Origin of the sequence: Streptomyces sp. NPDC048504, from assembly GCF_043200035.1 — a bacterium.
Classification (GTDB): Bacteria; Actinomycetota; Actinomycetes; order Streptomycetales; family Streptomycetaceae; genus Streptomyces.
This window is the reverse complement of the sequence record NZ_JBICXA010000021.1, coordinates 14,203-39,006: the sequence shown is the minus strand read 5'-3', so window position 1 is coordinate 39,006 and position 24,804 is coordinate 14,203. Positions and strand designations below refer to the sequence as shown.

General features: G+C 69.4%; 23 protein-coding genes and 1 pseudogene. 8 read left to right on the top strand and 16 right to left on the bottom strand.

Annotated elements, in window-relative coordinates:
* Positions 1-21: 21 nt before the first annotated feature.
* The 3 genes from ACGFY9_RS40530 to ACGFY9_RS40520 all read right to left on the bottom strand — a co-directional run bounded on the left by ACGFY9_RS40530 (position 22) and on the right by ACGFY9_RS40520 (position 2,361).
* A complete protein-coding gene (locus ACGFY9_RS40530) occupies positions 22-714 on the bottom strand; it encodes an alpha/beta hydrolase fold domain-containing protein (RefSeq protein ID WP_393763190.1) in 693 nt (230 codons plus the stop codon).
* A gap of 182 nt (positions 715-896) precedes the next feature.
* The gene (locus ACGFY9_RS40525; RefSeq protein ID WP_393762843.1) at positions 897-1,820 is read right to left on the bottom strand and encodes a zinc-binding dehydrogenase; all 924 of its coding nucleotides are present in this window, start codon (positions 1,818-1,820) and stop codon (positions 897-899) included.
* 130 nt (positions 1,821-1,950) lie between these two features.
* On the bottom strand, positions 1,951-2,361 hold the full coding sequence (locus ACGFY9_RS40520; protein WP_393762841.1) for a winged helix-turn-helix transcriptional regulator: 411 nt from the start codon (positions 2,359-2,361) through the stop codon (positions 1,951-1,953).
* Between the two features lie 442 nt (positions 2,362-2,803).
* Here ACGFY9_RS40520 and ACGFY9_RS40515 point away from each other — a divergent pair, with 442 nt between their 5' ends.
* From ACGFY9_RS40515 to ACGFY9_RS40505, 3 genes are read left to right on the top strand one after another with little or no spacing between them, the layout of a single operon-like run.
* Positions 2,804-3,526 carry a metal-dependent hydrolase gene (locus tag ACGFY9_RS40515; protein WP_393762839.1) on the top strand — a complete coding sequence of 241 codons (723 nt, stop codon included), beginning with the start codon at positions 2,804-2,806 and terminating at the stop codon, positions 3,524-3,526.
* 29 nt (positions 3,527-3,555) lie between these two features.
* Complete coding sequence (locus ACGFY9_RS40510) at positions 3,556-4,101, top strand: XRE family transcriptional regulator (protein WP_329551050.1); 546 nt, start codon at positions 3,556-3,558, stop codon at positions 4,099-4,101.
* A gap of 55 nt (positions 4,102-4,156) precedes the next feature.
* Positions 4,157-5,221, top strand: a complete 1,065-nt coding sequence (locus ACGFY9_RS40505; RefSeq protein WP_393762837.1) for a threonine aldolase family protein — start codon at positions 4,157-4,159, stop codon at positions 5,219-5,221.
* Between the two features lie 100 nt (positions 5,222-5,321).
* On the opposite strand, the gene ACGFY9_RS40500 is transcribed toward ACGFY9_RS40505, so the two are convergent.
* From ACGFY9_RS40500 to ACGFY9_RS40475, 6 genes and pseudogenes are all read right to left on the bottom strand, one after another.
* On the bottom strand, positions 5,322-6,722 hold the full coding sequence (locus ACGFY9_RS40500) for a glutamate decarboxylase (protein ID WP_393762835.1): 1,401 nt from the start codon (positions 6,720-6,722) through the stop codon (positions 5,322-5,324).
* A gap of 516 nt (positions 6,723-7,238) precedes the next feature.
* Positions 7,239-7,634: pseudogene (locus ACGFY9_RS40495) on the bottom strand (hypothetical protein); the annotation flags it as partial.
* A 144-nt stretch (positions 7,635-7,778) separates the two neighbouring features.
* Positions 7,779-8,645: a sugar phosphate isomerase/epimerase family protein gene (locus ACGFY9_RS40490; RefSeq protein WP_393762833.1), complete on the bottom strand. Its 867-nt coding sequence runs from the start codon at positions 8,643-8,645 to the stop codon at positions 7,779-7,781.
* Positions 8,642-9,658, bottom strand: a complete 1,017-nt coding sequence (locus ACGFY9_RS40485; RefSeq protein WP_393762831.1) for a Gfo/Idh/MocA family oxidoreductase — start codon at positions 9,656-9,658, stop codon at positions 8,642-8,644. The genes ACGFY9_RS40490 and ACGFY9_RS40485 overlap by 4 nt, the downstream gene beginning before the upstream one ends.
* A 23-nt stretch (positions 9,659-9,681) precedes the next feature.
* Entirely contained in the window at positions 9,682-11,109 is a 1,428-nt protein-coding gene (locus ACGFY9_RS40480) for a sugar porter family MFS transporter (protein ID WP_393762829.1), read from the bottom strand.
* Between the two features lie 12 nt (positions 11,110-11,121).
* A complete protein-coding gene (locus tag ACGFY9_RS40475; RefSeq protein WP_393762827.1) occupies positions 11,122-12,072 on the bottom strand; it encodes a TIM barrel protein in 951 nt (316 codons plus the stop codon).
* A 204-nt stretch (positions 12,073-12,276) separates the two neighbouring features.
* Here ACGFY9_RS40475 and ACGFY9_RS40470 point away from each other — a divergent pair, with 204 nt between their 5' ends.
* Positions 12,277-13,278, top strand: coding sequence for a LacI family DNA-binding transcriptional regulator (locus ACGFY9_RS40470; RefSeq protein ID WP_393763188.1), 1,002 nt, complete (start codon positions 12,277-12,279; stop codon positions 13,276-13,278).
* Positions 13,279-13,318: 40 nt separating this feature from the next.
* Here the strand turns inward: ACGFY9_RS40470 and ACGFY9_RS40465 are convergent, their stop codons facing one another.
* From ACGFY9_RS40465 to ACGFY9_RS40455, 3 genes are all read right to left on the bottom strand, one after another.
* Complete coding sequence (locus ACGFY9_RS40465; protein ID WP_393762825.1) at positions 13,319-14,323, bottom strand: sugar ABC transporter substrate-binding protein; 1,005 nt, start codon at positions 14,321-14,323, stop codon at positions 13,319-13,321.
* A gap of 544 nt (positions 14,324-14,867) precedes the next feature.
* Positions 14,868-15,146 carry a hypothetical protein gene (locus ACGFY9_RS40460; protein ID WP_393762823.1) on the bottom strand — a complete coding sequence of 93 codons (279 nt, stop codon included), beginning with the start codon at positions 15,144-15,146 and terminating at the stop codon, positions 14,868-14,870.
* Complete coding sequence (locus ACGFY9_RS40455) at positions 15,143-15,361, bottom strand: methyltransferase domain-containing protein (RefSeq protein WP_393762821.1); 219 nt, start codon at positions 15,359-15,361, stop codon at positions 15,143-15,145. Before ACGFY9_RS40455 ends, ACGFY9_RS40460 begins: the two co-directional genes overlap by 4 nt.
* Here ACGFY9_RS40455 and ACGFY9_RS40450 point away from each other — a divergent pair.
* On the top strand, positions 15,360-15,536 hold the full coding sequence (locus tag ACGFY9_RS40450; protein WP_393762820.1) for a hypothetical protein: 177 nt from the start codon (positions 15,360-15,362) through the stop codon (positions 15,534-15,536). The genes ACGFY9_RS40455 and ACGFY9_RS40450 overlap by 2 nt on opposite strands.
* A gap of 499 nt (positions 15,537-16,035) precedes the next feature.
* A complete protein-coding gene (locus ACGFY9_RS40445; RefSeq protein ID WP_393762819.1) occupies positions 16,036-17,100 on the top strand; it encodes a LacI family DNA-binding transcriptional regulator in 1,065 nt (354 codons plus the stop codon).
* A 182-nt stretch (positions 17,101-17,282) separates the two neighbouring features.
* Here ACGFY9_RS40445 and ACGFY9_RS40440 read toward each other — a convergent pair whose 3' ends face one another.
* The 4 genes from ACGFY9_RS40440 to ACGFY9_RS40425 are packed head-to-tail and all read right to left on the bottom strand — an operon-like array spanning position 17,283 to position 21,934.
* Positions 17,283-18,674: a glycoside hydrolase family 32 protein gene (locus ACGFY9_RS40440; protein WP_393762817.1), complete on the bottom strand. Its 1,392-nt coding sequence runs from the start codon at positions 18,672-18,674 to the stop codon at positions 17,283-17,285.
* Positions 18,671-19,543, bottom strand: a complete 873-nt coding sequence (locus ACGFY9_RS40435; protein WP_393762815.1) for a carbohydrate ABC transporter permease — start codon at positions 19,541-19,543, stop codon at positions 18,671-18,673. Before ACGFY9_RS40435 ends, ACGFY9_RS40440 begins: the two co-directional genes overlap by 4 nt.
* A gap of 22 nt (positions 19,544-19,565) precedes the next feature.
* Complete coding sequence (locus ACGFY9_RS40430; protein ID WP_393762813.1) at positions 19,566-20,528, bottom strand: carbohydrate ABC transporter permease; 963 nt, start codon at positions 20,526-20,528, stop codon at positions 19,566-19,568.
* Positions 20,525-21,934 carry an extracellular solute-binding protein gene (locus ACGFY9_RS40425; protein ID WP_393762811.1) on the bottom strand — a complete coding sequence of 470 codons (1,410 nt, stop codon included), beginning with the start codon at positions 21,932-21,934 and terminating at the stop codon, positions 20,525-20,527. Before ACGFY9_RS40425 ends, ACGFY9_RS40430 begins: the two co-directional genes overlap by 4 nt.
* A 223-nt stretch (positions 21,935-22,157) precedes the next feature.
* On the opposite strand from ACGFY9_RS40425, the gene ACGFY9_RS40420 reads away from it, so the two are divergent.
* Together ACGFY9_RS40420 and ACGFY9_RS40415 are read left to right on the top strand one after the other, a co-directional pair.
* Positions 22,158-23,735 (top strand): glycoside hydrolase family 32 protein, encoded by a 1,578-nt coding sequence (locus tag ACGFY9_RS40420; protein ID WP_393762809.1) that lies wholly within the window; start codon positions 22,158-22,160, stop codon positions 23,733-23,735.
* 656 nt (positions 23,736-24,391) lie between these two features.
* Positions 24,392-24,589 carry a hypothetical protein gene (locus ACGFY9_RS40415; protein WP_393762807.1) on the top strand — a complete coding sequence of 66 codons (198 nt, stop codon included), beginning with the start codon at positions 24,392-24,394 and terminating at the stop codon, positions 24,587-24,589.
* The last annotated feature ends 215 nt before the right edge of the window (positions 24,590-24,804 follow it).

Here is a 24,804-nt window from a genome sequence, read left to right as displayed (position 1 = left end):
TCCCAGGGGCGGAGAGCTCGCTCACTTCGGCAGGTCGGCGCCGTCGAGATGGCGGTGCAGGAATGCGGTGATGACGTCCATGACGGTCGCGGACGACCAGGCGAGGGCGGCATCCGAATCCGCGAGGACTCCGAAATCGCTGTGATTGGCCCCGGCCACTACATAGCGGGTGCTTTCCACGCCGGCACTGAGAAGAGCCTTGTGCACGTGCTGCGTCTGGGAGGAGGAGACGAGCATGTCGTCGCTGCCGTGGAGGAGGAGGAACGGCGGCGCCGAAGCAGCCACATAGGTCGCGGGATCCGCGGCACCGACCGCCTCGGGAATCTCCGAGAACGGTGCGCCCGCCTTGCCGACATAGGCGGAGAAATGCGTGGCCGTGCGCTGGTAGTGGAGTCGCGCCGGCTCGTCGAAGTCGTCGGCGATCGCCGAGATCAGGGAGGTGCCGAAGGCGTCAACCACCGCTTGAACGGTCCCTGTTGAGGAAGAACCCGGGTCTCCCGCGAACTCGGGCAGGTCATTGTTGACGCCGGTCAGGTCCGCCACATGACCACCGGCCGACTCTCCCCAGAGGGCAACCGCACGCGGGTCGATACCGAAATCGTCCGCATGCTGCCGCAGATAGGTGAGGGCGGCCCGCGCATCGTGGACGGAGTCCACGTAGGTGCCACCGTCGGGTGCGACGCGGTATTCGACACTGGCGACGACAAACCTGATTCGGCGACGTGCCGACGCAGGTCGAACACCAGCGAAGTCGGTCTGCCATCGCGGGCCGAAGAGTGTCGGCTTTCGATCTCTACCGCGCCAGGGGACATCTGCGGATTCGGGCTGACAATAGACACGGAGAGGCTTCCTCCGCTTCCGCGGAGGAAGCCGTCGCCGCAGGGTGGTCCCGGGGTCTACGGCACCAGTACGATCCGGCCGCGCCGGCCGCCCCGGGCGAGCTGGGCGTGGGCTTCGGGCGCCTGGGACAGGGGGTAGGTCCGCGCCACGCGTGGCGTGAGGACGCCGACCTCGGCGAGGGCGGAGAGGTGGGCGAGACGGGTGGGTTCGGGGCCGGCGGCGGTGTGGCGTACGACCACACCCCGCTCCGGCGTCGGCAGCACGTCGACCCGCACGCTCACGAAGATGCCGCCGTCGCGGACGGCCGCCAGCGCGGGTGCGCCCAGCGCCGCCGCGTCGAGCACGCCGTCCACGCCTTCCGGCACGAACCGGCGTACCGCCTCGCTCAGTTCCTCCTCGCGGGACACGAACCAGGTGGCGCCGCGCTCGCGGAGGAACTCCTCGTCCTCGGGCCGCCCCTGCGCGGCGATCCGCACACCCCGCATCCGTGCCAACTCGACGGCGTAGCCGCCCACGGCCCCGGCGGCGCCCGTGATGAGCAGAGTGTCGCGAGGGCGCAGCGGGAGGTGGTCCAGGGCCATCGAGGCGGTCATCGCGTTGAGGGGGATCGTCGCCGCGAGCGTCAGGTCCATGCCCTCAGGGGAGGGGGCGATGGAGTTGAGGTCGGTCACCAGGTACTCGGCCTGGGCCTTGGTGGGGCGCTGTACGGGGGAGTGGAACACGATGACCGGCGTTCCGACCTTGAGGAGGACTCCCGTACCGACCGCGTCGATCGTCCCGGCGGCGTCCAGCCCGAGACCGGTGTATTCGACCTCGTCCAACGGCCCGAAGAACCCGCCCCACACGGCGGCGTCGGCGGGATTGAGCGCGGCGGCCGCGACCTTGACGCGGATCTCGAAGGGGCCCGGTTCCGGGAGGGGAACCTCCAGGACCTCGACGGCCTCGGGTCCACCGGTCTTCCTGACGACTGCAGCGCGCATGATGTCCGCCAATCCGTTTGCGTATCCGAACGCCACAAACGCTAGGCGGGTTACGATCGACTAGTAAGTAGGCACTTTAAAGTGCGTTACAGCCCGTCAGGTGGGAGGGGCTGGTGTCCGCCGCCCGTCGTCACTGGTCGGTCTGCCGGGCGTCGTAGCGTCCTCGCGCCTCGTCGACCTCGTCGGTCTTCTCGGCGGCCCAGTCGCGCACCTGGGACAGCAGGCCGTAGAGGCCCTGCCCGAGCGGGGTCAACTCGTAGTCGACGCGTACCGGCACGGTCGGCGTGACCGTCCGGTCCACCATGCCGTCGCGTTCGAGCATGCGCAGCGTCTGGGTGAGCATCTTCTGGCTCACGCCCGGGATCTCGCGGCTGATGTGGCTGTAACGCATCGGCTCGCCGAAGGACCCGAGGGTGCACATCGTCAGGCTGACCCACCGGTTGCTGATCGTGGAGAGCAGGGCCACCGCCGGGCAGTCGTGCATGTACGCCTCGTACGTGCCGGGCTCGATCTGACGCGCCTGCTTCGCCTTGGTGGCCACCTGGTTCTCCCGTCAGGACTGCAACGCACTCAAGAGTGCCTACGTACCAATCGATCGTAACCCACCTGGAGTTCGCGTCCTGTGTGCGGTTCGAGCTGTTCTGTTTCGCAAACGAGGGATGCGCTTCGCCCCGCCGGGTCGGGCGACCGGCGGGGCGAGGGGGACTTTTTGAGGACGACGGTGGGCGGGTGAGGCGCGTGGGGGTGTTGGTGCGCCTGTTGGATGTGATGCCTCGGATACCGACATTGGCGTGATTCCTGATGCGTCGCTTGCCGGAGCGGTTCCTGTGGTCCGGGTGTTCTCGCATTCGTCGGTTTCTGGCCTCCGTGCGAGTGGGGGCGGGTCCCTGGGGGGCGGGTCCGGCTTCGATGGGTGCGTGGAATCGTTGATTAAAGTGAACGATGCGTTCGACGCCTCTCGCGGAGTTCGGTATAGTGAACGCATGGTTCATTCGATTGCGGCTTCTCGGGTCGGCGCACAGATCAGCGCCTACCTCGACGACACGTACCTGGAGCAGGTCGACACGCGGGTGATCGCGGTCGGCGAGAGGGACGGGGCGCCCTGGGCGGCCGTGGAGCACTGTCTCTTTCATCCGCAGGGCGGGGGACAGCCCGCCGACCGCGGGTGGTTGGGGGATGCGGAGGTCGTGCCGGTCCGGGAACGGGAGTCGGGGCTGGTCGTGGCTACGGCGGCTGAGGGCGGGGGTCTTCCGGACCTCGCCGTGGGGGAGTCGGTGCGGGCCCGGATCGATCTGCGGGAACGGATGCTGCATGCGGCGCTGCACACGGCCGGGCACCTCGTCGAGGCGGTCGGGCGGATGCAGGGGTGGGAGATGGCCGGGAGTATTCACTTTCCCGGTCAGGCTCGGATCGAGTTCCGGGCGCCGCACGCGGACGTACGGCTGGCCGACCCGGACGGGCGGGAGGAAGTGACCTCCTTGCTGCGCGCCGCGGTGGCGGCCGCGGTCGCCGACGATCTGCCGGTCTCCGCGCGGTATCTCCCCGATGGGCGGCGCGTGGTGCATATCGACGCGCCGCACTCCGCGCCGTGCGGCGGCACGCATGTGCGCAGCCTCGGGGACCTGGCCACCGTGGTCCTGCCGACGCTGAAGGTCAAGAAGGGCCGTATCCGCGTGTCCTACACCGCGACCCACCGGAGCCGTTGATGACACCCCCGCCGTCCGGCCGTCGGCCGGTGAGCAGTACCGCGGCCGCGGTCGGCGCGAAGATCCGGCTGCGCCGTCAGCAGCGCGGGATGAGCGCCGCCGAGATGGCCAGGCGGGCCGGGCTGAGCAAGGCCACCCTGTCGCAGTTGGAGGCCGGGAACGGCAATCCCACGATCGACACCCTGGACGCGATCGCGATCGCCCTGCGCATCCCGATCGCCGACCTGCTGGCGCGCGACGCCGACACCGGGCCGGTCTTCCGGCCGGGCACGGACATCGAACCCGGCGAGGTCTCAAGGGAGTTGCTACGCCGGATCAGCAGCGGCAACAGCCTGGAGATCTGGCGGCTGCGCATCCCGCCGGAGACGGAGCTGGCCGGCGTACCGCACGCCACCGGCACCATCGAGCACCTGCTCATCGCCACCGGACACGTCACCGCCGGCCCCGTCGACGCCCCGCAGGACCTGGGCCCCGGCGACATGCTCGCCTTCGCCGGAGACGCCCCGCACTTCTACCGGACCGGCGCCGAGGAGGTCGACATCACCGTCGTCTTCGCCTCTCCCATCAGCACCTGAGACACCGTCAACAGCCGGGATCTGAGCCGTATTTGAGACCGAGGAACCCCCGCTCATGAGCACCTCCGCCATCGCCACCACTCCCTCCAGTCGTGCCTTCATCAGCGACAACATGGCCGGAGCGTCCCCGCAGATAGCCCGCGCCGTCGCCGACGCGGCCGCCGGGCAGGTTCTGCCCTACGGCAACGACCCCTTCACCGACAGCGCCCGCCGCAGGCTCGGCGAGATCTTCGAGCGGGACGTCGATGTCTTCCCCGTCTCCACCGGGTCCGCGGCCAACGGCCTGAGCCTGGCGGCTCTCACCCCGCCGTGGGGGAGCGTGCTCTCCCACCCGGACAGCCACATCAACACCGACGAATGCGGCGCGCCGGAGTTCTTCACCAACGGGGCCAAACTCGTCGGTGTCCCGGGCGCCGACAGCAAGATCGACCCCGAGGCGCTGCGGACGGCGGTGCGTCGCCGGGCCGGTGACGTGCACAGCGTGCAGCCGTCCGCCGTGAGCATCAGCCAGGCCACCGAGAGCGGCAGCGTCTACACCCTGGAGGAGATCCGCGAACTCTCCGCCATCGCCGAGGACGCGGGGCTGCGCTTCCACATGGACGGGGCGCGCTTCGCCAATGCCCTGGTCCAACTCGGCGCCACCCCGGCCGAGATGACGTGGAAGGCGGGCATCGACGTACTGTCCTTCGGCGCCACCAAGAACGGTGCGATGACCGCCGACGCCATCGTCTCCTTCGACCCCACGCTCGCCGGTGAACTGGCCTTCCGCGCCAAGCGCGCCGGGCAACTCGCCTCCAAGATGCGCTTCAACACGGCCCAGATCGACGCGTATCTCACCGACGATCTCTGGCTGCGCAACGCCCGCCAGGCCAACGCGATGGCCACCCGCCTCGGCGACGGCCTCAAGTCCATCGCCGGGGCAGGCCTGTTGGCCGTCCCGCAGGCCAACATCCTCTTCTGCCGTCTGCCTCAGCAGGTCACCGAAGGACTCCTCGCCGAGGGCTACGCCTTCTACCACGACCGCTGGGAGCCGGGCATCGTCCGCTTCGTCACAGCCTTCTCGCACAGTGCCGACGACATCGACCAACTGCTGGACGCGGTCCGCCGCCACACCCACTGACGGGTGTCGCTGCGGACCGCGTACCGTCCGACGCTCAATTCGGCGCCGGGAAAGGTGAGTTGGCCGTCACGGAGGTGCAGGGGAGAGCGGGGGTGTGTCGTCAGGCGGTGACGAGCGGCTGGTGCGGTGGCGTGAGCGTCGGGCGGGTCTCGTGGAGGTTCCTGGTGACCTCGGTCAGGTCGGCGATGAACATGCCCGCGAGTTCGGCGGTGAACCCGGTGCGCACCACGAGACGTAGGACGGAGACGTCCTGGCAGGGCGCGGGGAAGCTGTAGGCGGGCAGGTGCCAGCCGCGGGCGCGCATCGCGTGGGAGACGTCGAACACCGTGAAGCCCTGCGTGCCGGGCGTCAACCGGAAGGCGAACGCCGGGAGTTCGGAGCCGTCCGTGATCAACTCGTACGGCGCGATGGTCTCGATGCGCGTGGCGAGTGCGCGGGCCGTGGAGCGGCTCTGCGCCGCCAGATTGCGCAGCCCTTCCACGCCGTAGCGGAGGAAGCTGTAGTACTGCGCGACGACATGCGCGCCCGGGCGGGAGAAGTTGAGGGTGAAGCTGGGGGAGCTGCCGCCGAGGTAGTCGACCTCGAACACCAGGTCGTCGGGGAGGGCTTCCGCGTTGCGCCACAACGCCCAGCCGAGCCCCGGGAAGACGTGGCCGTACTTGTGTCCCGAGGTGTTGATGGAGGCGACGCGTTCGAGCTGGAAGTCCCACATGAGGCCCGGGTCGAGGAACGGGGCGACCATCGCGCCGGACGCGCCGTCGACATGCACGGGGATGTCGGTGCCGGTGGCGGCCTGGTAGCCGTCCAGGGCCACGCAGATGTCCGCGACGGGCTCGTAGGAACCGTCGAACGTGGACCCGAGGATCGTCACGACGCCGATGGTGTTGTCGTCGCAGTAGGCGGTCAGCGTGTCGGCCGTGAGGTGGTAGCGGCCCGGCTCCATCGGGACGTAACGCGGCTCCACCTCGAAGTAGTTGGCGAACTTCTTCCAGCACACCTGGACGTTCGCGCCCATCACGATGTTCGGGCGCGCGGTGTCCTTGCCCTGGGCGCGGCGGCGTTCCTGCCAGCGGCGCTTGAGCGCGAGCCCGCCGAGCATCGCGGCCTCGCTGGAGCCGGTGGTCGAGCAGCCGCGGACCTGCTCCGCGTGCGGCGCGTGCCAGAGCCGGGCGAGCATCCGTACGCAGCGCTCTTCCATCGCGGTGATCTGCGGGTACTCGGCGCGGTCGGCGAGGTTCTTCTCGGCGGTCTCCGCCATCAACTCCCTTGCCTGCGGCTCCATCCAGGTCGTCACGAAGGTGGCGAGGTTCAGACGCGCGTTGCCGTCGAGCATCAGCTCGTCGCGTACCCGGCGGCAGACCAGGTCGGGCTCCGACGCGAACTCGGGCAACTCGTCGACGGGCTGGAGGAGGTCGACGGCCGGCGGGAGCCCGCCGCCGCGGGAAACGGTCAGGGTGTCGAACTCGGCTTCGGGCATGACGTCGGTATGCGGGATGGGCATGAGTGTCTGGATGCCTTTCTGGTCCGTGCGGCCCCGTGCACTCCGACGCTAGATCGCCGAGCGGTACGGCGTAGGTGCCGATTACACCGATCCAGTGATCGATTTGCGGACTGATGAACTGGATTTTCCCTTGTACATACTGGGCATTACTTTTCGCAGGGCTGGACTTGCCCTCCGGTGGGGCTCTGACCAGGTTTTTCTGCGTGGTCGGAATCGATCCGTGTGTCTGGGGGCTTCCCCCTTCTCACTGGGAGGACCCGGGAGTCCGCAGAAATGCGCACGCCCGCCAAGGCGGAGCGGACACGGTCAGTGCCTCGTTGTGTTCGACGCGATCGGTTTGCGATCGCCGAACCCCCCGGTTTCGAAGGTGACGGTTGGCGGGAGTACGTCGGCCGGCACGACTTGCACGGCGTCGGCGCGTTGCTGGGGCAGGACGTCGCCACGATCGGGAATCTTGGCAGGGGCTGGCAGCTGCCTGCTGGACACTGCTGGCGCCCGTACCAAGACGTCATTTCTGTCGGTGCGTCTCCGTTGACATATGAGGGCGCGGCAATGGCGGTGAAGGCGAGAAAGTGCTCGGCCTTTCGCTCGTAGCGGCGTTGCAGACGTCGGCAGCCGGACAGTCGGGACACGGCCGGTTCCACGGCTCTGCGGTGTTTGCCCAGGCGTTGGGATGCCGCGGACCAGCGGCACGAGGGCGTGGCGGTCGTGGAGGTTCGCGGCGGAGATTTCCGATCGACTACGGCAGACCGTGGCGGTCGACGATGAGGTGGATTTCCGATCCCTATTGCCGCGGAAGGCGGTGACGCCGGGCAGGCCGTCCTGTGGGCGCTCCGGTGCCGGCGGGACCACCCGCTGGAACAACTCCCACAGGTCGTCCGGCGCCAACCGTTGGACAAGCACAGCAGTCACCACCCCAGGGTGCCGCACGATCACACCAACTGAAGTGACGCATTGGGGGAACGGTGCGGTGGGGCTCGATGAGCGATGTCACCGAGCCCACCCGGCCCCCGGACACCCGGAGCGCATCTCAAGTCGGCTTGATGGGGTGGTCGTTCACACGGTGAGTTCCTTGGTGATGCGGTCGAGCATGAACGCCGAGGATTCGCGGGCGCGTTCCTCCCAGGCGAAGACGCAGGCGGTGGCGACTCCGTCGAAGTCGAGTTCGCGCAGGGTGCCGAAGAAGGCGTTCCAGTCGACTTCGCCCTGGTCGATGTCGAGGTGCTGGTGGATGCGGGCCGTGGTGCCGGGCGGGTTGAGGATGTAGCGCAGACCGCTGGACCCCTTGTGGTTGAAGGAGTCGGCGATGTGCACGTGCTGGAGCTTGTCGCCGGCGTAGCGCATCATCGCGGCGATGTCCGCCGTCGGGTCGGAGCCCGAGAGGTGGAAGGAGTGCGGGGCGCAGTAAAGGTAGTTCACCCAGGGCTTGTTGATGGCGCGGACGAGGTCGACGGCGGGGGTGTTCTCCTCGCAGAAGTCGTCGGGGTGGGCCTCCAGGTTGAGGGCGATGCCTTCCCGCTCGAAGACCGGGAGCAGTTCCTCCAGCGAGCGCCAGAAGGCGGCTTCGCTCTCGGCGGCGCGCTCGGGGCGGCCGTTGAACTCCGAGTTCATCAGGGGACATTCGAGGTCGGCGGTGATCTCGATCATCCGCTTCCAGTAGCGGACGGCGGTCTGTCGCTCCGTCTCGTCCGGGGAGGACCATTTGTACAGCGGGAGCACGGAGGACAGCTGGACGCCGTGCGTGCGCAGGGAGTTCTTCAGCTCCGCCACGCGGTCGTCGTCCGCACGCGGGTGCAGGAAGAACGGCATGAAGTCGTCGCGGGGCGACAACTCGATGTAGTCGTAGCCGAGTTCGGCGACCGTGCGCACCATGTCGTCGATGGGCAGGGCGCGGAACATGTAGGGGTCGAGGGCGATCTTCACGCGGCACCTCCGTAGAAGGCGGGTCGGGGCTTGAGGTCGGTGGCGACGACGTGGCCCGACTCCAGGGCCTCGACGGTCGCGCTGGTGATGACGGTGGCCGCGTAGCCGTCCCAGGCCGAGGGGCCGGTGGGTTCGTTGCCGGCGGCGATCCCCGCGATCCACTCGCGGAACTCCGTGTTGAAGGCGTCCGCGAAGCGGCCCACCCAGTCGGTGAGCACCTCCGTGCTGTGCTGTCCGGCGGTGCGCAAGCTGACGGCGGCCGGGTCGGGCAGCCGGACGAGCCCTTCCTCGCCGACCGCTTCGCACTGGATGTCGTAGCCGTACTGGCAGTTGACGAAGACCTCCAGGTCGATGCGGATGCCCTTGGCGGTTTCGAAGAGCATGATCTGCGGGTCCTTGAGGTGGGGGAACCGCTTGCTGGTGGAGCGCGGCACGACGACCTGGGTGGAGACGATCTCGTCGTCGAGCAGCCAGCGCAGTACGTCCACCTCGTGCACCGCCGTGTCCAGAGCGGCCATGTCGGACGTGTACGACTCGGGCACGGTCGGGTTGCGGTGGGCGCAGTGCACGATCAGCGGCTCGCCGATGCGGCCGTCGTCGATGATCTGCTTCAACTGCCGGTATCCGGCGTCGTATCGGCGCATGAAGCCGACCTGGACCAGGCGGCGGCCGTGTGCCGTCTCGGCCTCGATGATCCGCAGGCAGTCCTCGGCGGTCGTGGCCAGCGGCTTCTCGCAGAACACGGGCTTCCCGGCGGCTATCGCGGTCAGCACGTGCTCGGCGTGGGTCGGGCCCCAGGACGTCACGAGGACCGCGTCGACATCGTCCGCCGCGATCACGGCGGCGCCGTCCGGCAGCACCCGGGCACCGACCGGCGCCGCGGCCTCCTCGGCACGGGCGGCGTCGATGTCGGTGACCGCGGTGACGCGGGCGCCAGTGACGGTGTGGGTGAGGCGTTGGATGTGTTCCTTGCCGATCCAGCCGGCGCCGATGACTCCTACACGTACGGTCATGGTCATTCCTTATGCAGACGAGGTCAGGAGAAGCGCGCCCGGAGTTCGGCTTCGAGGGTTTCGAGGGTGCGGCCCTTGGTCTCGGGGACGTAGAGCCTGACGAAGGTGAACGAGAAGACGCCCGCCACCACGAAGAGGAAGAAGGTGTTGGAGACTCCGATGGCGGAGACCAGGGACGGGAAGACCAGCCCGATCGCGAAGTTGGTCAGCCACAGCACCACGGCCGCGACACCCATCCCGAAGCCGCGCATCCGCATCGGGAAGATCTCCGACAGCATCAGCCAGGTCACCGGCGAGATCGCCCCCTGCTGGAAGGCGAGGAAGGTGACCGTCATGGCGAGCACGGCGAACGCCCGGCCGTCACCCGACGGCAGCGCCAAGGAGAAGACCCCGATGAGCAACAGGGCTGCTGTCGTGCCGATCTGACCGGTCATCAGCATCGGGCGGCGGTTGACGCGGCCCAGCAGCCAGATGCCGACGAAGGTGGCGAGCACCGAGATGACGCCGTTGGCGATGTTCGCGGTCAGGGCGCTGTCGGCGGTGAAGCCGGCGTCGGTGAGGATCTGGGTGCCGTAGTACATGATGGTGTTGACGCCGGTGATCTGCTGCACGATCGCGATGCCGAAGCCGATGAACATGAGCTTGCGCAGCCACGGCGTGGACTTCATGTCCTGCCAGCCGCCGAGCTTCGCCTGGTCCTCCTTGACGGCGAGCGCGGAGACTTCGGCGAGTTCGGCCTCGGCCCGTTGTTGGGACCGGACCTGCTTGAGTACGTCGAGGGCTTCGGTGAAGCGGGTCTTGGAGGCCAGCCAGCGGGGGCTCTCCGGCATGACCAGCATGCCGAACCAGAGCACGACGGCCGGGATCGTGGCGAGCACGAGCATGTAGCGCCAGACTCCGCCGGACTCACCGCCCACCCGCGCGATGACCGCGTTGGAGGTGAAGGCCAGCAACTGCCCGCTGACGATCATGAGTTCGTTACGGGTGACGAGTGCCCCGCGCCGCTCGGCGGGCGAGATCTCGGCGAGGTAGACCGGCACGGTCACCGAGGCGCCGCCGACCGCGAGGCCGAGCACGAAGCGGGCCACCACCATGACGGCGGTGTTCGGCGCGAGCGTGCAGCCGAGTGCGCCGACGAAGAACACCACGGCGAGGACGAGGATCGTACGGCGGCGTCCGCGCGCGTCCGAGAACCGGCCGCCGGTGACCGCGCCCACCGCCGCGCCGAGCAGCAGCGAGCTGGTGACCATGCCCTCGGTGAAGGGGGTCAGGCCCAGGTCGTCGGTCATGTAGGGCAGGGCGCCGTTGATGACGCCGGTGTCGTAGCCGAAGAGCAGTCCGCCGAAGGTGGCGATGACGGTGATGAGCCGCAGCCGCCGCGACACCGCCGGAGGGGCGTCGTCCGCGAACGTGGTGGCCGGGGCTGTGGTCGTGTCGTCCCTGACGTCCATAGCCGTTGCCTCCTATCGGTCGAGGTGCGGGCGGCGGGTACCCGTCAGCCCGCAACCGGCCAGGTGCTCGCGCGTGCTGACCGCGATGGGCAAGGGCACCTCGGGAGCGCACGGGTACAGGTCCTGCTCGACGATGACGAACAACTCGGCGTCGAGCCGGGCGAGTTCGGCCACCACGTCGGCCGGGTTCGGCACACCGGCCGGGGGTGACACGCACACCCCGCGCTTGACCGCCTCCCCGAACGACAGGTCCTCCGCGGCGACTTGGGCGAGCACCCCGGGATCCATCTGCTTGATGTGGACGTAGCCCACGCGCTCGCCGAAGCGGCGGATCAGGTCGAGGTTGTCGCCACCGCCGTAGGCCACGTGCCCGGTGTCCAGGCAGAGGTTGGTGTACCGGGAGTCCGACTCGTTGAGCAGCCGCTCGATCTCCGGCTGGGTCTGGATGTGGCTGTCCGCGTGCGGATGGAGGACGAGCCGTACGTCGTACTCGTCGAGCAACAGCCTGCCGAGCCGGTCGGCGGCACGGCCGAACCCGGCCCACTGGGCGGCGGTCAGCTCGGGCGACTCGGTGAACGCGCCGGTCTTCTCGTCCCGGTACATCGGCGGGATGAGGACGAGGTGGTGCGCGCCGGCGGCCGAGGTCAGCGCGGCCACCTGCCGGACATGGGCGAGCATCTCGTCCCACACCTCCGGCCGGTGCAGCGCGCCGAAGGCGGTGCCGCCGGAGACCTGGAGCCCGCGGGCGTCCAGCTCCTCCTTCAGCCGCTGCGGGTCGGTGGGGAGATAGCCGTAGGGGCCGAGCTCCAGCCATTCGTAACCGGCCGTGGCCAGTTCGTCGAGGAAGCGGGTGTACGGCACCTGCTGCTCGTCCTCGGGGAACCAGATGCCCCAGGAATCGGGGGCGGAGCCCAGGCAGAGGTTGCCGGCGATGGTGCGGAGCGGGCCTGGCGCCGTTGCCATGACATGTCCCTTCACCCCGAGATCGGGAGTTTCGCGGTATTTGCTGTCGCGCTCTACTAGCGCGCTCTAGTACGAGTACGATGACCCTGGTCCAAATGTCATGTCAATAGCCTGTTGCCGGGAGATTTCGAGATCGCTGGCTAAGGTGGGCCACGTCGAAGGGTGGGTTCACAGGTGGATGCATCGGGCAAGCAGCGGCCCACGATGGCGGATGTCGCCGAGAAGGCCGGTGTCTCCAGGGCGCTCGTCTCGATCATCTTCCGCAACCAGCCGGGGGCCAGCGAGGAGACCCGGCAACGGGTCCTGCGGGTAGCCGACGAGATCGGCTACCGCCCCGACAGCGCGGCCAGGCTGCTCGCCCGTGGCCACAGCCGCACGCTCGGCGTGATGTTCGCCGTGCAGCAGCCCTTCCACACGGATCTCATCGAGGGCATCTACCCCGAGGCCGAACGCCTCGGCTACGAGGTTCTGCTGTCCGGCGCCACGCCGAGCCGCAGCGAGGAGAAGGCCGTGGAGGCGCTGCTCAGCCACCGCTGCGAGGCGTTGATCCTGCTCGGCTCTTTCGCGGAGCCCTCCTTCCTCGACGAACTCGGGCGCCGTACGGTCGCCGTCTCCGTCAGCCGCCGGGTGCCGCACGCCCACGTGGACTTCGTGCACTCCGCCGAGGGCAAGGGCGTACGACAGGCCATGGACCACCTCGTCGAGTTGGGCCACCGCCGTATCGTGCACATCGACGGTGGCAGCGGCCCCGGCTCGGCCGACCGGCGCCGCGCCTACCGGGCGGCGATGCGCCGCCACGGGCTGGAGTCCGAGGTGCGCGTCGTCCCCGGTGACCACACCGAGCGGTCGGGCATCGAGACCGGCCACACCCTCCTCGCCGAACGGGACCGAGGGCAGCCCCTGCCGACCGCGGTCCTCGCCGGCAACGACCGTTGTGCGATGGGCCTGTTGATGACCCTGACCAGGGCGGGCGTCGAGGTGCCGCGCGATCTGTCCGTCGTCGGCTACGACGACAGCCATCTCTCCCACTTGATGCCGATGGGCCTGACGACCGTCCGTCAGGACGCGGGGCTCATGGCGGAGTACGCGGTGCGCTTCGCGGTGGAGCGGCTGGAGAAGCCCGAACTGGAGCCCAGGGAAGCGGTGTTGGACCCGAAGCTGGTGGTCCGGGGGAGTAGCGGACCGGCCTCGGAACCGCCGGCCTGAAAGACGGACGTACGGTTCCGGGGCGAGCGGGGCGGAGCGGTCACCGCGTCCCGTTCGCGGCGAACTTGGCCACTGCGTCCACGTTGTCCTTGGTGATGAAGGCCGGGCCGGTCAGCACAGGCGCGGTGCCGCCGCCGCTGAAGTTGCCGTTGGTCTTGTAGAGCCACAGCGAGTCGACCGCCAAGTAGCCCTGCAGATACGGCTGTTGGTCGACGGCGAACTCAACGGACCCGTTCTGGACGGCCTTCACCAGTTGCTGGTTGAGGTCGAAGGTCGCGACCTTGGCCTTGCTGCCGGAGTCGGACAACGACTGGATCGCCGTCAGCGCGATCGGGGCGCCCAGGGTGACGACCTGATCGATCGAGGAGTCCTGGCTGAGTTTCGCGGTGATCGTCGACTTCACGGACGGCATGTCGGTGCCGTTAACGTAGAGGATGTCGGTCTTGCCGCTGAAGCCCTTCTTCAAGCCGGCGCAGCGGGCTTCCAGGGCGACCTGGCCTTGTTCCTGGACGACGCAGAGGGCGTGTTTGGCGCCGAGTTTGTTGAGTCGCTGGCCGAATGCCTGGCCGGCGATGTTCTCGTCCTGGCCGAAGTACTCCAGCATGCCGAGCTTCTTCCAGTCGCTCACACCGGAGTTGAAGCCGACCACGGGGATGCCGGCCGACTTCGCCTTGGCCACCACGTCCTTCATGGCGTCCGGCTTGGCCGCGGTGAGCGCGATGCCGTCGACCTTCTGGTCGATCGCGTTCTGCACGAGGTTGGCCTGGTTGCCGGCGCTGGGGTCGCTGGAGTAGACGAGCCTGACGTTGTCCTTGGCGGCGGCGGCCTGGGCGCCCTTGCGGACCAGGTCCCAGAACGTGTCGCCCGGGGCGGCATGGGTGACCATCGCCACGGTCATCCGAGGGGTGGTGGCCTTGCCCGCGGAGGCGGCGCCCCCTTCTTCCGTGGACTTCTTGCCGCCGGAGCTGCTGGAGCAGCCCGCGGCGAACAGGGCGCCGACCAGGACGGTGGCGGTCAGGGTGGCGGCTCTGCGGTGTCCGTGCATGTCCCTTGCACCTCACTGTGCTTGTTGGGGTTCGTACTCGTAGGGGTTCGTGCCGGGGGAAGCGGATCGCGGGCCGAGGCCGGCCGGCGGAGTGCGGCCCGGCGTCGGCGTGTGTCGGGGAGATCCCTGGCGACGGGGGTGAAGACGTGTTCGTTCCCAGGCGAGGCGGGTTGGTGACCACCGATGCCTTGCGTGGGTGGGGTGGTGCGTCGTGGCAGCGGTCATGGGTGGGACTGCTTGCGGTAGGTCTACTAGAGCGCGTCATTAGCGCGCTCTAGTAGCTCGTAACTATGGGACCGGCCCCGAGGGATGTCAATCGGTTTGTCAGGACGTTTCGACAACTGCGGACGCCTCAGGACTGAGGCTTCAAACAGGCTCGGTCGGACTGTCGGTCGAGACTTCACGCGTCCCCATGGGGCTCAGCTGTGGGGCCGCCGGCGGTCGGCCACGAAGAGCCGGTAGTCGGCATCGAGTGTTTCGCGGTTGAGCAGATCGGTATGGCGTTCGTGCGACCGGACGGAAGACAGCTCGTCGGGCAGGCAGGTCAGGCCCGGGCGGAGGACCTCCTCGCCGGTCTGGGGCCGCCGGCGCCGGCCCGAACCCGCGGATCGAGGTATGCCTCGGGTCGCCGCCAGAAATCGGCTTCGAATCCATCGGTGCAGTCGTGCGGGACCGGGCCCGTCTCGATGCGGACGCCTCCCAGCAGCGCGGCCGGCCGGTCGACCGCGACGGCCCGCGTCTCGTCGAACACGGCCATCTCCGCCACGTACTCCTCCACCAGCCAGAACCTGCGGAGGGCGACCTGATCCCAGGTGAAGATCACGACGCGCCGATGAGTGACCCGGAGCGGTGCCCCGATGCAGGTTTCAGGTCGGTCGAGTGGTGCACGGTCAGCAGGGTCACCGCTGCGTCGGCCGAATCGTCGGCGAGAGGGATCGACTCCGCGGATGCCTGTCCGGCCCGCGCGGATCCGACCGGACGTCGGGCGATCATCGACTCGTTCCGCGGATACGGGCGCATCATCAGCCTCGACCGCATGAGCGACGCCAGGGTCGGCACGACGGCCACACCCGGCGTGGTGATCCTGGAGTACGCGAGCACGGGTACCGCACGCATACGGCTCGGCGGACCACACCGCCGTCCGCCGGCGGTCTGCGCGTGCGCGAGCGGCGTGGTGGGCGCCCTCTTCCCGAAGAGCGCGACGATCTCCTGACGGTGAGTCATCACGGAAAGCCGGTCCGACAGACCACGCTGGGCCCTGCCTTCAAGGCGGCCAAGAAGGCAGCAGGTGCCAGGGGAGTGATGGTTCCTGAGATGACGCCGCACACCGACGGATCTGCCCTGGAGGCGGACGGGGAGAACGCACCTGCCTCCTTCGAGGAACTCTTCGGTAGTCCGGCGCCGTCCGGCCTGCCGGAAGAGGCGCTGGTGCCCGGGGCCGAGCGGACTCGTCGACCAGCTGCTACACCCGTTGAGAGCTGAGGAAGGAGAGGGTCGTGGTCATCTAACTGAGGTCGAGCGGTCGAGCTTTGTCGCGCATCGCCTGCGCCGGCGTGCACGCGGTGTGCGTCGGCTCAGCCGGCTCAGTGAGTCTGAGCACGTAGGACGCCCGCGCTGCGGCGCTCTGAGGATCTCCTGTGTGCCGTGGCGCTCCCCGCGGATAGGGTGGACGGTGATCGACAGGGACGGGCTGGGCGAGGACGGCGGACGGCGTGGGCGGTGCCGAGGAGAGCAGGAACACGGGCACCGGGCGCCCGACGTCACGGGACGTCGCCCGGATCGCCGGCGTGTCGCACACCGCGGTGTCCTTCGTGTTCAACGGCCGAGCCGAGGGCAACCTCTCGCCCGCCACCCAGGAACGCATCCGGCAGGCCGCGGCCCAGCTGGGCTACCGCCCCGACCCGGTGGCCCGCGGGCTGCGCCGTCGCCGTACGGCCGTGATCGGGCTGGTCACCGACGAGATCGCGTCCTCGCCGTTCGCCGGCCGGCTGCTGCGCGGAGCCATGGAGACCGCCTGGGACAGGGACCATCTCGTCCTCACCGTCGACTCCGGCGGTGACCCGGCCAAGGAGGACGCGGCCGTCGCGGAACTGCTCGACCGGCGCGTGGACGGCATCATCTACGCGGCCATGTCCCTGCGCCGGGTCCGCGTCCCCGAGGGCCTGCACCGCACCCACTCCGTGCTGGCCAACTGCCTGCCCGAGGACGACTCCCTGCCCGCCGTGGTCCCCGCCGAGCGCGCCGGTGGCCGTACCGCAGCCCGGCTGCTGCTCGCCGCTGGCCACCGCCGGCTCGCCGTGATCGGTGGTCTGGACGACATCGCCTCGGTGGAACGTACCCGCGGCTTCCGGGACGCGCTGCGCGCCGAGGGCGTCACCGTGCCCGCGGAGTGGATCGTGCGCGGCGGCGGGGAGATCTCCGCGGGACACGCGGGGGCGCTGCGCCTGCTCGACGGGGTCGAGCCGGGCCTTCGCCCCACGGGCGTCCTGTGCTACAACGACCGGGTCGCGGCGGGCGTCCTGCACGCCGCGACCCGGCTCGGGATCGACGTCCCCGCCGATCTGTCGGTGGTCGGTTACGACGACCAGGAGCACATGGCCGCGTTCCTCACCCCGCCGCTCACCTCCATCGCGCTGCCACACCGGGCGATGGGCGAGGCGGCGGCCCGGCTGCTCCTGGACGCCATCGAAGCCGGCCGTACGCCGTCGGCGACCGTCAGGCGGCTGGCGTGTCCTGTGGTCAGTCGGGCTTCCGTGGGTCCAGCGCCGTCCCGGTGACCCGTGCACCCGACCCGGGCGTGACCTGCCCCGTGGTCAGCCGCGCTCCTTGGGTCTGGCACTGACCCCGTGACCCGCGCACCTGGCCCGCGCTTGCCCTGGCCCATGGCCAGCCGCGCCTCCGTGGGTTCGACACCCATCCCGTACCCGTGCACCCGGCCCGCGCCTGCCCCGGCCCACGGTCAACCGCGTCTCCCGGGGTCCGGCGCCCACCCGGTGACCCGTGCACCCGGCCCGTCGACGAGTAGCTCCGCGATGTCGTCGGGGTGCCGGTAGACGCGCTCGGTGACCATGGCCCGGTCCGCGACGAAGAGTTCGAGGAGCGAGCCGTCGACGAGCAGCCGGAGCGTGAGTTCCGGCGCCTTCGGGACGTGCACGGTGATCGGGGCGGAGCCTTCCCTGCCGGTCCGGGGCCAGGCGCCGCGGTCGAGGACGACGGTCCCCGAGGCAGGGTCCGCCCGGATGGTGAGCTCCCGGCCCGCCGCGTCCCGGAGCAGGCTCACCGTGGTCGGTTCGCGTGCGGTGACCGTCAGGTCGTAGGCGTCTGGAAGCGGAACCCGGCCAGGCGCGGTGACGAACGGCTCGGCCGGGCGCAGCAGTTCGAGCTCCGGGGCCGGACTCACCCGTAGTGAACCGTCGGGGTGGACGTCGACGACCCGTGGCGCGGTGAGTACGCCCGCCCATCCGGCCCGTTGCGCCTCCTCTTGCGGGCGGGACTCCCACGACCAGCCCCACAGCAGTGCGCGGTCCGGCTCCTGGAGGACGGCGGGAGCGTAGAAGTCCCGCCCCTGGTCGAGTCGGCCGCCGGCGCGCGGAACAAACCTCAACTCACCCTGGACATTGGCTTGCAGACGGCCCGTCAGATATCCCGTGGAGCAGGGATCCCCGTCCCACAGGGACACCAGGAGTACGTGATCGCCGCCCGCTGTCCGGTACAGGTGCGGGCACTCCCAGCCCACCGACTTGTCGCCGAACACGCCCGCGGCCACCGGGTCCCTGCCGTCCAGCAGCACACCGGCGAACCGCCAGTCGGCCAGGTCGTCGCAGTCGTAGAGGAGGACCGACGGCGTGCCGTCGGCGTGCCCGGCCCCGACGAGGGCCCAGCGCCTGTCCGCGTGACGGAAGACGAACGGGTCGCGGAACATCACCACGTCGAGTCCCGGTGGCGGTCCTGCCACCACCGGCGTCGGCAGCGGCTTCCACTCGGTCAGCAGCTCGTCGTCCGGGTCCGCCGCCCGCGCCAGGCAGATGGTGCCGAGTCCGGCGTGGGCGTGGTCAACTCCCGTGTACACGGCGGTCGGTGTGCCGGCGTCGTCGGTCACGCAGCCCGACCAGCAGCCGGCCTCGTCGGGGCCGCCGGGCGTCGGGGCGAGCGCGATCGGGTGGTGCTCCCAGTGCGCGAGGTCGGCGCTGGAGGCATGGCCCCAGTGGACGTTCGCGTGCACCGGTGCGTCGGGGTTGTGCTGGTAGAAGAGGTGGTAGCGGTCCCGCCAACGGAACGGCCCATTGGGGTCGTTGATCCAGCCGACGGGCGGACGGACCCTGAAACGCGGCGCGTTGGGGTCATTGCTCAACGGTTGACTCCTGCGGAGGTGATGCCCTCGCGGAGAGGGCGCTGGCCGACGGCGAACACGGCGACGGCGGGGAGCATCGAGAGCACGACCCCGGCCAGGACCACCGAGATGGACCCGGTGCCGAGGTTGCCCTGAAGGGAGACCAGACCCAGCGGAAGTGTGTAGTTCTGGCTGGAGGTCTCCAGGATCAGCGGGCGGAAGAACTCGTTCCAGTGGTAGTTGAAGGCCAGCACGCCGACGATCGCCAGGCCGGGAGTGGCCAGCGGCGCGTACACCGAGCGGAAGATCCGCCAGGTCCCCGCGCCGTCCAGCATGGCCGCCTCGCCCAGATCCTTCGGCATACCGAGGAAGTACTGGCGCATCAGGAACGTGCCGAAGGCGGTCGGGAAGGCCGGGATGATCAGGCCGAGGAGCGTGTCGGTGAGGCCCATCGTCTTCAGCACCAGGAACACCGGCACGATGGTGACCTGCAACGGCACCATCATGGTCGCCAGGACCAGGCCGAAGAGCGGCTTCTTGAACCGGAACTCCAGGCGCGCGAAGGCGTATCCGGCCAGGCCCGCCGTGATCATCTGGCCGACAGCGATCAGTGCCGTCACCAGCGTGGAGTTCAGGGCGAGCAGCCACACGTCGATCTGCTGGAAGACCCCGTGGTAGGCCGCGGTCGTCGGGTGTGTCGGGATGATCTGCGGGGGCAGGTCGAAGGACTGGGCCGGGGTGCGCAGCGAGGTGGCGACGGTCCAGATGACCGGGCCCAGCGTCAGCAGGGCGCACACGGCCAGTGCGGCGATCCGGGCCCAGGGGGCGAGTGAATAACGTACGCGGCTCAGAGTCGGGGTTGCTTTCAGGGTCGGGGTTGCTTGGCTCATAGCGCTCATGCGGCTCACCGGCTCACTGGTAGTGGACGAAACGCCGGCTGAGCCGGAACTGGAGGGCGGTGACCGCCATGATCAGTACGAAGAGCAGCACGCCGACCGCGGACGCCTCGCCGAAGTCGAGCTGCTCGAAGGCCCGCTCGTAGATCACCATCACCACGGTGCGGGTGGCGTCGCCGGGTCCGCCGTCGGTGAGGACGTAGGGCTGTTCGAAGACCTGCAGGGCGTTGATGATGCCCACCACCGTCGCGACGAGCAGCGTCGGTGACAGCAGCGGCAGCGTGATGCCGAGGTGCTTGCGCAGGCCGGTCGCGCCGTCGAGGGCGGCGGCCTCGTGGATCTCCTTGGGGATGTTGTTCAGACCGCCGACGAACAGCAGGAACGAGAAACCGAATTGCTGCCAGACATAGACCAGGACCACCGTGGCCATCGCCGCGTGCTCCGAGGTCAGCCAGGGCACGGGCGCGATGCCGACCAGACCGATCAGCCAGTTCACCACCCCGAAGTCCTGGTTGAACAGGTACTTCATCACCACCGAGATGGACGCGGCGGACAGCACCAGGGGGAAGAAGAACGCCGAACGGAACACCGACCGCAGCCACACCGGCATCCGCCCGTTCAGGGCGAGCGCCAGCGACAGCGCGATCAGCAGTTGCAGCGCGACCGCGAGGACCATGAAGAGGAGCGTGTTGCGGAAGGAGACCAGGACGGTCGAATCCGTGAAGGTCGTGCGGTAGTTGGCGCCGCCGACGAAGTGGGGCGGGTCGATCACGTTCCACTGGAACAGGCTCAGCACGACGGACCCGATGATCGGCACGACCGTGAAGACGACGATGCCGACGACCGTGGGCGCCAGGAACAGCGCGGCCACCAGCCGGGCGCCGCGGTCGCGGACGGACGGCCGCACGGCGGCGGGTGGCGTGGCGGGCCGCGAACGTACGGCCGGGACCTGGGAGTTCGGGACCTGGATGTTCGTCATACCTCACGCTCCATGGCCTGCTCCAGGTCGCCCTGCATCCGGCGCAGGGCGGGACCCACCGCACGCGGCGTGGCCAGCGCGGTGCCGGTGTACTTGAGCAGGACGTCGGTCACCTCGGCGACCTGCGGCGGCGCGGGGATCGGGCCGGTGTCGGGAAACCGGTCGAGGGTGTCGTAGAAGACCTGCCAGTGCGCCGGGCCGCTCGCGGCGTAGCGGGCGGCGGTCAGCATCGAACGCCGGGCCGGGGTGGTCTGGTTGCTCTTGAACAGCCGGGTCATGGTGTCCCTGCGGGCCGCGTACTTGATGAACTCCCAGGCGGCTTCCTGCTTCTTCGAGGTGCGCAGCAGCGCGTAGCCCGCCGCGCCGAACTGGTGGCGCTGGGTGCGCCAGCGCGGGAAGTACTGCACGTCGTAGTCGGCGGCTCGCATACCGGCCAGCTGCAGGCCGCCCGCCCAGAAGCCGCCCGCCGGTGTGACGCCGACGTGGCCGGTGGAGAACACGCCGACCAGGTTGCTGCCGTTGCCGCCCTCGGGCCGGGTGCACAGGTCCTCCTGGACGAGGGAGGCGAGATAGTCGTACGCCTCCTCGACCCGGCCGGCGGTGGCCTGCGGGGTCGTCCAGCGGAAGCCCCCGCCGCGCCCCTGCCGGTCGGCGGCCGGGTAGAAGGTGTCCCACAGCCAGGAGCCGCCGGGCGCCTTCGACTCCTTCAGCAGGTTCGTGCCGTTCGCGAAGAGCCAGGGCACTACGCCGCCCCACAGCCGGTTGGTCCAGAAGTACGGCGTGAAGTGCGCGCCGCCGCGACGCTTCAACTGCCGCAGCAGCGCGGTGAAGTCGTCGCGGCTCCAGTCGGCCGCAGGGAACTCCGCGCCCGCCCGCTTCAGCACCTGCTTGTTGAGGTACATGTCGGCGGCGTTGAACTCCATGGGCAGCTGGTAGAGGTTGCCCTCGTACATCATCGACTCGACCAGCGAGGGGTGGACGTCGGCGAAGTACTCACGCAGCTCCGCCGCGTCCCGCCGCACCCAGCGGTCCAGGGCCACGCCGAGCCGCTGGGCGAACAACTGCACGCCCTCGGTGGCCACGTACACCAGGTCGGGAGCGGTGCCCGCGGCGATCTGGGTGAGGATCTTCGCGAAGAAGTCCGACCAGTCGACGGCCTGCACCGCGTTCACGCGCAGCGGGATGTCCGGGTGGAGCCGGTGGAAGCCCTTGGTGAGGGCGTCGACGGTGGCCGGGTCGAAGGCGGAGCCGAGGGTGGCGACGACGAGGGAGCCGTCGTCACGGCCGGGGATGTCGGCTCCCGTGAGCCGGTCCCAGCTCGCGGCGGTACCGGCCAGAGCGGCTGCTCCGGCCCCGTACGCGCCGTACCGCAGCAGTGTGCGGCGGGGGAGGTGCGAGTCAGTCATCGAACGGGCCTAACTCGTGTTAGTTCAGGGGTGATGACCCAGATGATGGGAAGCGGGCGGCGGGACTGTCAAGGGTCGGGAACGCTTGACCTTTAACGAGTTAGGTCTACAGTCCTCGTTCGCAGGAGCCGATTTTTCACGCCCTCCGCACTGTGAGCCGCACTCGCGTGTGTGACGAGCCGCCACGGGCCCTCATGGGCCGTCACGAGAGGAACGATGCGTCATGCCCGGAACGTCGGGACTTTCCAGGAGATCACTGTTCGCGGGATCGGCGGCGGGCACCGCCGCCGCGCTGCTGCCCACCGGAACGGCCACGGCCGCCCCGAAGCCCAAGGCCAAGGGTGCCGCCAAGTCCGCGGCGAGCGGGGCGAGTTACCGTGCCGCCTACCACTTCACGGTCCCCGACCAGTGGAAGAACGACCCGCAGCGGCCCGTCTGGATCGACGGCGAGTACCACTACTACTACCTCTACAACGCCGACTACTTCACCGGAGTCGTCGGCACCGCGTGGCGCCTGGCCACCACCAAGGACCTGGTCTCCTTCACCGACCGCGGGGTCGCCGTGCCGAAGGACACCACGGTCAACGGCGATCTCTGGTCGGGTTCGGTGGTGGTCGACACCGGCAACACGGCCGGATTCGGCGCGGGCGCGGTGGTCGTCATCGTCACGATGTCCCCCGGCGGCGGCACCGACCACCAGGAGCAGTTCCTGTACTACTCGACCGACGGCGGTCTCACCTTCACCAACTACGGGACCGATCCCGTCCTGCCCAACCCCGGCGTCGCCGACTTCCGCGACCCCAAGGTGATCCGCGACGAGGACCGGGGCCGCTGGGTGATGGCCCTCGCCGAGAACGACAAGATCGGCTTCTACCACTCCGACGACCTCAAGTCCTGGACGTACGTGAACGGTTTCGTCCACGACGGCATCGGCGTCCTGGAGTGCCCCGACCTGTTCCGCATCACCGCCGGGGACGGCACCGTGAAATGGGTGCTCGGCGCGAGCGCCAACGGGAAGAGCTCGGGGCTGCCCAACACGTACGCCTACTGGACGGGTTCCTTCGACGGCAGCGCGTTCACCGCTGACACGAGTGACCCGCAGTGGCTCGACCACGGTTGGGACTGGTACGCCGGCGTCACCTTCGAGAAGCGGGACGCGAGCGGCGCGGTGGACGCGGCCGCCCGGTACGCGATCGGCTGGGTGAACACCTGGGACTACGCCGACACCACCCCCACCATCGACTGTGACGGCTTCAACGGCACCGACTCCATCGTCCGCGAGGTCACCCTGAAGAAGGCGTCCGACGGTACCTACTACCTCGCCTCCCAGCCCGTTGCCGGCCTCGACGCGCATGTCTCCCGCACGGTGAACCTGGGCGACGTGACCGTGGACGGCACGAAGGTGCTCGACTACACTGGTATCTCCTACGAGGTCACGACCGAGCTCACCTGGTCCCAACTCACCGGCGCGGGCCTCCAGTTGAGGCGCTCGCCGAGCGGTGGTCGGCACATCGACGCCGGGATCTACGCCGACTACGCCTTCCTCAACCGACGCAACACGATGAACGCCGACACGTCCGGCAAGTGGCAGGAGAGCCACACACCGTTCGACCCGTCCGTCGGCACGGTGAAGCTGCGCATCCTCGTGGACCGCACGTCGGTGGAGATGTTCGTCGACGACGGCCGCTACGTGCACACCAGCCAGGTGTTCCCGTACCTGCTGGACACCCGGCTCGCCCTGTTCACGATCGGCGGCAGCGCGGTGTTCCGGAACACGGTGATACGCGAGTTCTCGGTGTAAGGCCGGTCAGGCCGGCCGGGGGCGCGGGTGCGCGCCGTACGCGTGAACCCGATAGGCAACGGCAACACCGGAACGGGCCGCCCGGTCGTGGGGGGATCCGCGTTCCGCCCCGCTGACGCGGCGAAGTCGAACGTCTTCCGCGTCCGGGTCGTACGGCCCATGCCGGTGTCGTACGGGCCATCCCGGGGAGGCTGTCCCGGCTCCCCGTCGCGTTCCGAGATTGGGCCGGGCGGACGTGGCTCTCGGCCAGCCCCGGACCTTGCCCCGGCGGAGCCCCCGCGCATCGGAAGGGGAATCCGCCGCGGGCGGGTACGAGTCCTGTTCGCGAGCCGGCGAGGCCCTCCCGGGCTGCGGTTGCCTGGCTCCGTGGGGCCTGATCGAGGCCGCGTCGAGGCCGCGGGGACAGGAACAGACCGTGGCGCTGTGGTCGATGACCGTGCTCATGAGCGGTCGTCGGCCGGACGCCGACCGATAGGAACGCCGACCGGCCGGCTTCAGATGGCCGCCACCGCGAGCGTGGTGGACGCTCCCGGCCGTACCTGGAGTACTGGAGTGTCCGCCCTCGCTCCACCAGGCGTTTCGCCTTCGACCGCAGTCCCTCGGCCTTCGCCGGGACAGCCTCCAGTCCCAGGGCGACGGCCAGTTGCCGGTAGCGCATGCCCACCCGGCCCGCTTCGGATTCCAACACCGACAAGATCCGCCGGCAGTCCGGCTTGCGGGCTGCCGCCGTTATGCCCGTCTCGCGCCGGGGCACCGTCGAACCCGGCACCGCGCTTCCCGTCGGCTCCGTGACCATCGAAGGCGGCGCGGCCGGCACCTCGGGCACTGTCACCCGGGCATCCACCGACCGCTGAAGCCGGCGTTCGGACGCACCGAGCGCGGCCTGCACCCGCTGGGCCTCCTCCCGCAACCGCGCGATCTGCTCCCGGATCCTCTTCCCCCTGGCCTCCAGTAGACCGAGCATCGACGCCACCGGCCAACTCCACGAGCCGGACGAGCGGAGGAATCACGCCCATCTCTCGCGCCACCGACCGGAGTTCACGCCCACCCGCCCCGAACCGACCGATCA

Coding starts and splice junctions, on each gene's coding strand:
- ACGFY9_RS40525 (WP_393762843.1), bottom strand. CDS start 1,820: ATGCGCGCTGCAGTCGTCAGGAAGACCGGTGGACCCGAGGCCGTCGAG.
- ACGFY9_RS40515 (WP_393762839.1), top strand. CDS start 2,804: ATGGTTCATTCGATTGCGGCTTCTCGGGTCGGCGCACAGATCAGCGCC.
- ACGFY9_RS40505 (WP_393762837.1), top strand. CDS start 4,157: ATGAGCACCTCCGCCATCGCCACCACTCCCTCCAGTCGTGCCTTCATC.
- ACGFY9_RS40500 (WP_393762835.1), bottom strand. CDS start 6,722: ATGCCCATCCCGCATACCGACGTCATGCCCGAAGCCGAGTTCGACACC.
- ACGFY9_RS40485 (WP_393762831.1), bottom strand. CDS start 9,658: ATGACCGTACGTGTAGGAGTCATCGGCGCCGGCTGGATCGGCAAGGAA.
- ACGFY9_RS40480 (WP_393762829.1), bottom strand. CDS start 11,109: ATGGACGTCAGGGACGACACGACCACAGCCCCGGCCACCACGTTCGCG.
- ACGFY9_RS40475 (WP_393762827.1), bottom strand. CDS start 12,072: ATGGCAACGGCGCCAGGCCCGCTCCGCACCATCGCCGGCAACCTCTGC.
- ACGFY9_RS40470 (WP_393763188.1), top strand. CDS start 12,277: ATGGCGGATGTCGCCGAGAAGGCCGGTGTCTCCAGGGCGCTCGTCTCG.
- ACGFY9_RS40465 (WP_393762825.1), bottom strand. CDS start 14,323: ATGCACGGACACCGCAGAGCCGCCACCCTGACCGCCACCGTCCTGGTC.
- ACGFY9_RS40450 (WP_393762820.1), top strand. CDS start 15,360: ATGAGCGACGCCAGGGTCGGCACGACGGCCACACCCGGCGTGGTGATC.
- ACGFY9_RS40455 (WP_393762821.1), bottom strand. CDS start 15,361: ATGCGGTCGAGGCTGATGATGCGCCCGTATCCGCGGAACGAGTCGATG.
- ACGFY9_RS40435 (WP_393762815.1), bottom strand. CDS start 19,543: ATGAGCCAAGCAACCCCGACCCTGAAAGCAACCCCGACTCTGAGCCGC.
- ACGFY9_RS40430 (WP_393762813.1), bottom strand. CDS start 20,528: ATGACGAACATCCAGGTCCCGAACTCCCAGGTCCCGGCCGTACGTTCG.
- ACGFY9_RS40425 (WP_393762811.1), bottom strand. CDS start 21,934: ATGACTGACTCGCACCTCCCCCGCCGCACACTGCTGCGGTACGGCGCG.
- ACGFY9_RS40420 (WP_393762809.1), top strand. CDS start 22,158: ATGCCCGGAACGTCGGGACTTTCCAGGAGATCACTGTTCGCGGGATCG.
- ACGFY9_RS40415 (WP_393762807.1), top strand. CDS start 24,392: ATGCCCACCCGGCCCGCTTCGGATTCCAACACCGACAAGATCCGCCGG.